Consider the following 7,951-nt stretch of genomic DNA (forward strand, 5'->3'; position numbering starts at 1 on the left):
CAAAAACAGAAAGCCCGCGAACGGTTGGAGAGTGAAGAAGGGCAAGCCCGATACCGCCAACGCCAAACCGACATTGAGAGTGTATTTGGGCAAATCAAACAAAATCGCGGGTTTCGTCGCTTTGTCCTGCGAGGCCTCCAAAAAGTTTCCATCGAATGGGGGCTGGTTTGTGCTGCCCACAATCTTCTCAAAAAAGCCGCTAGGGACAAGCAATTGTCCTTGGTGGCGTAAATGAGGGGGAGAACAGAGTCGGAATTTTGTTCCGTTTGGTAAAATATACAAAAACCAGAGAGGGCTGACTCCAAAAGTCCGCTTTTTGGCGGACTTTTGGGTCAGCCCCTTCTTCTTTTGGATTAATGCGGCAAAAACGCCAGCTGCAAAAAGAACAGCACGGCAAGCACGTACAGCAGCAACGGCACATCGCGCCAGCGGCCGCGGGCGATTTTTAAGAGCGGGTACGAGATGAAGCCGAGCGCGATGCCGGTCGCGATGCTGGACGTGAGCGGCATGCTTAAGATGATGAGAAAGGCTGAGAACGCTTCGTCCAGTTCGCGCCAATTGATATGGGCGATGTTGCTGATCATCAAGCTGCCGACGACAATGAGCGCTGGGGCGGTGATGGCAGAAAGCCCGGCGACGGCGCCGACAAGCGGGCTGAAAAAGGCGGCTGCGATGAACAAGACGGCGACCGTGAGCGCGGTCAAGCCGGTGCGGCCGCCGGCGGCGACGCCGGTTGACGACTCGATGTACGCCGATGTCGGGCTCGTGCCGAACATGGCGCCGATCGTGGTCGCGACGGAGTCGGCCAAGAGCGCCTCGCGGGCGCGCGGCAGTGTGTTTCCTTTCATCAGTCCCGCTTGCTGGGCGACGCCGATCATCGTGCCGGTCGTGTCAAAGAGCGTGACAAGCAAAAAGGAAAAGACGACAGCGTACAGGCTGTGGCTGATGACATCGCCAACGGCCGTCAATGGATTGGCGGCGACAAGCCCTTCCGGCAGCGACGGCAGCGAGACGATACCTTTGTCAAAGTGAAGCTGCCCGGTCGCGTAGGCGATGACGCCGGTCACGACCATGGCGTAAAAGAGCGCGCCGTTGACGCCGCGCATCATGAAAACGAGCGTCACCGCCAGGCCGATGAGCGTCAACACGGCCGACGGGGCATGCAAGTTGCCAAGCGCGACCAAATTTTGCGGATGGGCTTGGATAATTCCGGTCAGCCGCAGGCCGATAAAGGCGATAAACAGCCCGATGCCGGCGGTGATGCCATGTTTTAAGCTGTCGGGGATCACTTCGATCAGCTTGCTGCGGAGCGGGGTGAGCGACAGCAACAAAAACAGCAATCCCGCGACAAACACAGCGGAAAACGCGGTTTCGTACGAAATGCCGCCGTGCGAGCCGACGACGGAATAGGCAAAATACGCGTTCAGCCCCATGCCGGGGGCAATGGCGATCGGATAGTTGGCGAATATTGCCATCCAAAGCGTGCCGACGACGGTGGCGATGACGGTGGCGGTGAACGCCTGTTCAAACGGGACGCCGGCGTCTGATAAGATGATCGGATTGACGACGATGATGTACACCATGGTGAAAAAGGTCGTCAGGCCAGCGAGAACCTCTGTTTTGCGATTGCTGGCATGGTGCGGAAGACGAATCATAGGCAACCTCCTAAAGACGAACAATATGAAAGACAAATATAATAATATTCGTTTTTATTTCAAAAAGCAATGGGGACGCCCGATGGCGTCCCCCTGTTTGTTACTCCGCGTCGCTCAGCCGTTTTCCAGCGATGGCGTAATGGTCTTTCGTCATTTCTTCAATGAATACGACAACGCTCTCCCGTTTCGCCCCTGTCGTCTCGACGACGGCGTCCGTCACTTTTTCAACAAGCGCTTTCTTCTGTTCATCCGTGCGGCCGGCGAGCATTTTGATCGTGACATACGGCATCATCATTCCCCCCATTTCCTTGTCGAGTGCTATCACGCTTATTATACCATGGAACCGTGAAGTTCAGTCCACTTTTGGCGGTAAATCATGTATACTAAGGATAGTGAATACAGGGGAAAAGGAGTTAATCAAGTGGAACACATTTTGCCGTATTCGTTAAGCGAAATTCCGTACGTGCTGTTGACGCTGGCGCTGGCGTTTTCTGTGCATGAGTTCGCCCATGCCTACGTTGCTTACAAGTTCGGCGATCCGACGGCGAAAAACGAGGGACGGCTGACATTGTCACCGTTTGCCCATTTGGATTTGCTTGGAACTTTGCTGATCTTTCTCGCCGGGTTTGGCTGGGCGCGCCCGGTGCCAGTCAATCGCTTTTATTTCAAAAACCCGCGCCTTGCCGGCATTCTTGTCTCGGTGGCAGGGCCGCTAAGCAACCTCGCGCTCGCCGGGCTTGGATTTGTCATTTGGTACGCCATGATCGATTTCGGCATCATGCGGGCGCTGCCGGATTGGTTTGCGGCCGGGTTTGATCTGTTTTTCCAAATTTTTATCAGCTTGAACGCCGTCTTGTTTGTGTTTAATTTATTGCCATTTCCGCCGCTTGATGGGTATCGTATTATTGAAGACTTGGCCCCGGATGGGCTGCGGGCGAAAATGACGCAGTGGGAAACGTACGGGGCGCTCATTTTCCTTGTTCTCGTGCTGACGCCGCTCGATCGCTATACGATTGAGCCGGTGTTTCAAGTGGCGCTGCCGTTTGTGCTTGAGAACTTGCAGTCACTTGTGGCCAGCTTGTTTATGTAGGAAGGAGGAACAAGCGGATGGAGCAAAAAAAGAAAAAAAACATCGGCTTTAATATCATCAAAGACGACCCGACCGACGGGCACCGCGGCTTTGGCGCCGGGGCGTTGAGCCTAGAAAACGTGTCGCCGGTCATCATTGACGTCGAAGCGGGTGAAGCGTTCGTTGATATGGGGGCGATGCATGCCCGCAGCTCTGTTGAGCGCGGCATCAAGTTTTTGCCGGATCGCTCCGCCGTGCCAAACGGCAAGCCGTATTGGATCGTCTGGGTGACGATCGAGCGCCGCGAGGACGGTCCGTATTACGCCGGGGTGACGGCGTGCGAAATGACGGTCGACCGTGAGGCGCGCCGTGGTTATAAGTTATTGCCGGAACATGTGAACCGGCTCGATAAATCGCTGAAACGGCATATCATCGTCGATCATATGGACGCTAAGTCGAAGCGGGTGCTCGCCGACTTTTTGAAAGGCCACGACATCGGGATGTGGAACCGCTCGAGCGATGAACTGAAAAAAGGACTCGAAGGCGAATTGTGACGGTTTTGTGAACATGTTTGCCTAAGGGCTTGTTCTTATCTGGAAAAAAGGATAAACTAAATCTACATGTATAACACAGGAAAACTAGGACAAGAAAATCCCCTGCGGGCAAACGCAGGGGATTTTCTTGTTTAAAACCATGGAAACCATTTCTCGAACCAGCTTTTTCCGTCTTCTTTTTTCTTCTTCTCCTCTTTTACATGATCGGTGCAATAGTCAACTGGTTCTGTGCCAGCGATATAATACGTTTTCCGCTTCACTGGGCACGAATCGGTTGCCAGCTTGCCGTTTTGCGGGTCGATGTAGACACCGATGACGCCTTTGGTCGGCTTGAACGATTTTTTCGGCTCGCCGGCGAGGCTTTTCTCCATAAAGCGGATCCATATTTGTTTCGCGTATTGCTTTTCGTCAAAGCGGCTCATCGTTTCGCCGCGGTCGTAGCCGGTCCAGACGCCGGCGACCAACTGCGGGGCGAAGCCGATCATCCAGCTGTCCGTTTTCGTCGTCCCGGACTTGCCGGCGTACGGGCGCGTCATTTCATCGGCGATCGATTGCCCGGTGACGGTCGTATAGCCGTTAAGCTTTGGGTCGAACATTCCGGTCATTAAATGGGTCGTCACAAACGCTGCGTCGCGGTCGAGCACTTGCCGGCTCTCCGACTTATGTTCATACAGCACGTTTCCGTTCGCGTCGACGACTTTTTGAATAAACACCGGTTCGGTTTGTTTGCCGTAGTTGGCCAGCGTGCTGTACGCGGCCACCATGTCGATCACTTTCACGGGCGAGGTGCCAAGCGCCAATGACGGCACTGCTTTCAATCTGCTTGTAATGCCAAGCGCTTTCGCTGTTTCGACGAGTTTGTCGGCGCCGATAAACTGGAGCGTTTTCACCGCAAAGACGTTGTCGGATACAGCGAGCGCCTGAGCGAGCGTGATCGGGCCATTGGCGTAGTAGTCATTGTAATTATGGGGGGTGTACGACGATCGGCCGCCGTTAAACGTAAATGTCGTCAGCTCGCTGCGCAGTTGGGTCGATGGGGTGAATCCTTGCTTGATCGCCGCGTAATACAAAAACGGCTTAAATGTCGACCCTGGCTGGCGTTCCGCTTGCACAGCGCGGTTGAACGAGCTTTCTTCGTAGTTGCGTCCGCCGATGAGCGCCTTTACTTCCCCTGTGCGCGGATCCATGGCCACCAATGCCGCCTGGATGGCAGAATGGGGACTGATGACTTGCTTAACTTGTTCTTCGGCGATTCGCTGCAGGCGTCGGTCGAGCGTTGTGTAGACGCGCAGCCCCCCGAGCTCAATCGTCCGCTCATCAAAGCCAAGCTTCGTGCGCAGCTGCTGTTTCACAACATCTTGGAAATACGGGGCCACAGGCTGCTCTCGTTCGCGGTGGCGGATGTAAACGAGCTTGTCACGGTACGCCCGCTCCGCTTCTTCGCGGCTGATGTAGCCGGCTTCCACCATGGAGGTGAGCACGATTTTTTGCCGCGCTTTTGCCCGCGCCTCGTTGACAAGCGGCGAGTAGTAATACGGCCCTTTCGGAATGCCGGCGAGCATCGCCGCCTCGCTGAGCGCCAGCTCGCTCGCGTGCTTGCCGAAATAATAGCGCGCTGCTGCCTCGATGCCGTAGGCGCCATGGCCGTAGTAAATCGTATTTAAATAGCCTTCTAAAATTTTTTCTTTGCTGTAATTGGCTTCAAGGCGGATCGTGTACAGCGCTTCCTGGATTTTTCGCGACCACGTTTTCTCATGTGTTAAAAACAAGTTGCGTGCATATTGCTGGGTGATCGTGCTCGCTCCTTGCACTTTGTCCATGGCCTCGAGATTGGCGAGCACCGCGCCGGTGATCCGTTTCAAGTCAAATCCGTGGTGTTCGTAAAACTTTCGGTCCTCAACGGCAATCGTCGCCTCGATGACGTGCGGGGAAATGTCACCGAGATGAACCCAGTACCGCTTTTGTCCATGGTCGCTTTCCCCGATTTTGCGGCCGTCGTCCGCATAAAAAATCGTTGTTTGCGGCACGGCGACCGGCGGGGCGCCTTCGATTTTGGCAAACAAAATAAAGCTCCCGAGAGCGGCGAAGGCAAAGATGGCGAGAAAAAAGCCGATAAAGACGGCGGCGCGCACATATTTCCACGTGCCGCGAAAACGGCTGCCCGGGATCGGTTCCATTGCGCATCACCTCAACGGTTTTGGCGTTGTTTTAGACATGCGGGCGGACGCCTGGCTGGATGTGCCGCCTTGCTTTTGTCAAGGCTTCGCCAGCGAGGTTTTCCGCTTTTTCTTACCAGTATGAAAAAAAATTTTTTATTTTAAACTTGTTCCTCTTGCATTTTTGCTAGATTGCTCTATACTTTTTCGTGTTTAGTTTTTCGTTGGCTAAGGAAAACTTGTATAGTAAGCAACGCTCGGAGAAAGGATGTTACCGATGGAACTTTGGTTTACCGAAAAGCAAACGGAGCATTTTGGCATCACCGCACGCATCGTCCGCACTTTACATACAGAACAAACGCCGTTTCAAAAGCTTGATATGGTCGAAACGGCGGAGTTTGGCAACATGCTCATTTTAGACGGCATGGTGATGACGACGCAAAAAGACGAGTTCGTCTATCATGAAATGGTCGCCCACGTCCCATTGTTCACCCATCCGAAGCCAGAGAACGTCCTTGTCGTTGGCGGCGGCGACGGAGGCGTCATTCGTGAAGTGCTGAAACACCCGAGCGTCAAAAAAGCGACGCTTGTCGAAATTGACGGCAAAGTGATCGAGTATTCGAAAAAATACTTGCCGGAAATTGCCGGAAAACTCGACGATCCGCGCGTCGAAGTGAAAGTCGATGACGGGTTTATGCACATCGCGCAAAGCAAAAACGAATACGACGTCATCATGGTCGACTCGACGGAACCAGTCGGCCCGGCGGTCAACTTGTTCACAAAAGGGTTTTATGCCGGCATCGCCAACGCGCTGAAAGAGGACGGCATTTTCGTCGCCCAAACGGACAATCCGTGGTTTAAAGCGGACTTGATCCGCAACGTCTACCGCGATGTGAAAGAAATTTTCCCGATCACCCGTTTGTATACAGCGAACATTCCGACGTATCCGAGCGGGCTCTGGACGTTTACGCTCGGCTCGAAACAATACGACCCGCTTGCGGTGAGCGACGACCGGTTCCATGACATTGAGACGAAATACTACACGAAAGAATTGCATAAGGCGTGTTTCGTTTTGCCAAAATTTGTCGCGGACCTAGTGAAATAAGGGGGCAGATCGATGCGTTTTGATGAAGCTTATTCAGGCAACGTCTTTATTGGCAGCCACCCGAACTTCGAAGAGAGCGAAGCGGTCATTTACGGCATGCCGATGGACTGGACGGTCAGCTACCGGCCTGGCTCGCGGTTTGGCCCGGCCCGCATCCGCGAAGTGTCAATCGGGCTTGAGGAGTACAGCCCATATTTGGATCGCGAACTCAAAGACATCCGCTACTTTGACGCTGGAGACATTCCGCTGCCGTTTGGCAATGCGGCCCGCAGTTTAGAGCTGATTGAGCAGTTCGTGAAAAAGGTGCTTGACGCCGGCAAGTTTCCGCTCGGCCTCGGCGGCGAACATCTCGTCTCTTGGCCGGTCATCAAAGCGGTGTACGACTATTACCCGGATTTGGCCGTCATTCACATGGACGCCCATACCGACTTGCGCGAACATTACGAAGGCGAGCCGCTGTCGCACGCGACGCCAATCCGCAAAGTCGCTGACTTGATCGGCCCGACGAATGTCTTTTCGTTCGGCATCCGTTCCGGGATGAAAGAGGAGTTTGAGTGGGCGAAAGAAAACGGTATGTACATCGCCAAGTTTGAGGTGCTTGAACCGCTCCGCTCCGTGTTGCCAAAGCTCGCCGGCCGCCCGGTGTATGTGACGATCGACATCGATGTGCTTGACCCGGCCCATGCCCCCGGAACGGGAACGGTCGATGCCGGCGGCATTACATCGAAAGAACTGCTAGCCGCGATCCATGAGATCGCCCGCTCCGACGTCCGCGTTGTCGGCGCCGATTTGGTGGAAGTCGCGCCGATTTACGACCACTCCGAACAAACGGCCAATACGGCGAGCAAGCTTGTGCGGGAAATGCTGCTTGGTTGGGTAGGGAAGTGAAAAATGAGAAAAAGCGCCTAAATCGCAAGTTTGCGAGGGTGCTTTTTTCTTTGGTGGGACAAAAGATGCAGGAATATGAGCGTACGGAGCGTAATAATTAATGTATTTACAGAAAAAGGAGGGATGAGAGTCCGAAAGCGCTTACGATATGAATTCCTGAAAATGGTTCGCTAACTAGTGATTGACAACGCCCGTAGTGAACCGAAAAAATGTTCTCCACAAAGTCTTGACTGACTCTCGCCTTAACTATATTTTGCTGAAAATAGGATAGATTCAGTAAAATATAGTATCATATAGTTAGATGGGAGGTGAAAACATGTATTTTTGTATCAAACAACAGCTAAATGGTTTGACCAAAGAAGAATACTTGACTCTTCGAGAACTGTGCCATATTGCCAAGAACATGTACAACGTCGGATTGTACAATGTCAGACAATACTATTTTGAACACAAGGAATTTCTTAATTATGAGAAAAATTATCATCTTGCCAAAACTAACGAAAACTATAAGCTGTTAAACAGCA

The 7,951-nt window shown here is 53.2% G+C and carries 8 protein-coding genes and 1 pseudogene; 6 read left to right on the forward strand and 3 right to left on the reverse strand.

What is annotated here, in order from left to right; translation table 11 throughout:
* Positions 1-24 precede the first annotated feature (24 nt).
* Positions 25-231 carry a transposase gene (locus tag AP057_RS01305; RefSeq protein ID WP_369813955.1) on the forward strand — a complete coding sequence of 69 codons (207 nt, stop codon included), beginning with the start codon at positions 25-27 and terminating at the stop codon, positions 229-231.
* A gap of 122 nt (positions 232-353) precedes the next feature.
* Here the strand turns inward: AP057_RS01305 and AP057_RS01310 are convergent, their stop codons facing one another.
* Both AP057_RS01310 and AP057_RS01315 read right to left on the reverse strand, forming a co-directional pair.
* A complete protein-coding gene (locus AP057_RS01310; RefSeq protein WP_033015433.1) occupies positions 354-1,655 on the reverse strand; it encodes an NCS2 family permease in 1,302 nt (433 codons plus the stop codon).
* Positions 1,656-1,755: 100 nt separating this feature from the next.
* On the reverse strand, positions 1,756-1,944 hold the full coding sequence (locus tag AP057_RS01315; RefSeq protein WP_011232876.1) for a 2-hydroxymuconate tautomerase: 189 nt from the start codon (positions 1,942-1,944) through the stop codon (positions 1,756-1,758).
* 132 nt (positions 1,945-2,076) lie between these two features.
* Here AP057_RS01315 and AP057_RS01320 point away from each other — a divergent pair, with 132 nt between their 5' ends.
* Entirely contained in the window at positions 2,077-2,745 is a 669-nt protein-coding gene (locus tag AP057_RS01320) for a site-2 protease family protein (RefSeq protein WP_011232875.1), read from the forward strand.
* A gap of 17 nt (positions 2,746-2,762) precedes the next feature.
* Entirely contained in the window at positions 2,763-3,278 is a 516-nt protein-coding gene (locus AP057_RS01325) for a YwhD family protein (protein ID WP_011232874.1), read from the forward strand.
* A 131-nt stretch (positions 3,279-3,409) separates the two neighbouring features.
* Here the strand turns inward: AP057_RS01325 and AP057_RS01330 are convergent, their stop codons facing one another.
* Complete coding sequence (locus tag AP057_RS01330) at positions 3,410-5,455, reverse strand: transglycosylase domain-containing protein (protein WP_053532728.1); 2,046 nt, start codon at positions 5,453-5,455, stop codon at positions 3,410-3,412.
* A gap of 256 nt (positions 5,456-5,711) precedes the next feature.
* Between AP057_RS01330 and speE the strand changes: the two genes are divergently transcribed.
* The 3 genes and pseudogenes from speE to AP057_RS17655 form a co-directional block, all read left to right on the forward strand.
* Positions 5,712-6,539: a polyamine aminopropyltransferase gene (speE, locus tag AP057_RS01335; protein ID WP_049626033.1), complete on the forward strand. Its 828-nt coding sequence runs from the start codon at positions 5,712-5,714 to the stop codon at positions 6,537-6,539.
* A 12-nt stretch (positions 6,540-6,551) separates the two neighbouring features.
* The gene (speB, locus tag AP057_RS01340) at positions 6,552-7,427 is read left to right on the forward strand and encodes an agmatinase (protein ID WP_049624641.1); all 876 of its coding nucleotides are present in this window, start codon (positions 6,552-6,554) and stop codon (positions 7,425-7,427) included.
* Between the two features lie 316 nt (positions 7,428-7,743).
* Positions 7,744-7,951, forward strand: a pseudogene (locus AP057_RS17655) (RNA-guided endonuclease TnpB family protein); the annotation flags it as partial.

The organism is Geobacillus sp. Sah69 (assembly GCF_001414205.1).
GTDB classification, from domain to species: domain Bacteria; phylum Bacillota; class Bacilli; order Bacillales; family Anoxybacillaceae; genus Geobacillus; species Geobacillus stearothermophilus.

Coding starts and splice junctions, on each gene's coding strand:
- AP057_RS01315 (WP_011232876.1), bottom strand. CDS start 1,944: ATGCCGTATGTCACGATCAAAATGCTCGCCGGCCGCACGGATGAACAG.
- speE (WP_049626033.1), top strand. CDS start 5,712: ATGGAACTTTGGTTTACCGAAAAGCAAACGGAGCATTTTGGCATCACC.
- AP057_RS01330 (WP_053532728.1), bottom strand. CDS start 5,455: ATGGAACCGATCCCGGGCAGCCGTTTTCGCGGCACGTGGAAATATGTG.
- speB (WP_049624641.1), top strand. CDS start 6,552: ATGCGTTTTGATGAAGCTTATTCAGGCAACGTCTTTATTGGCAGCCAC.
- AP057_RS01325 (WP_011232874.1), top strand. CDS start 2,763: ATGGAGCAAAAAAAGAAAAAAAACATCGGCTTTAATATCATCAAAGAC.
- AP057_RS01310 (WP_033015433.1), bottom strand. CDS start 1,655: ATGATTCGTCTTCCGCACCATGCCAGCAATCGCAAAACAGAGGTTCTC.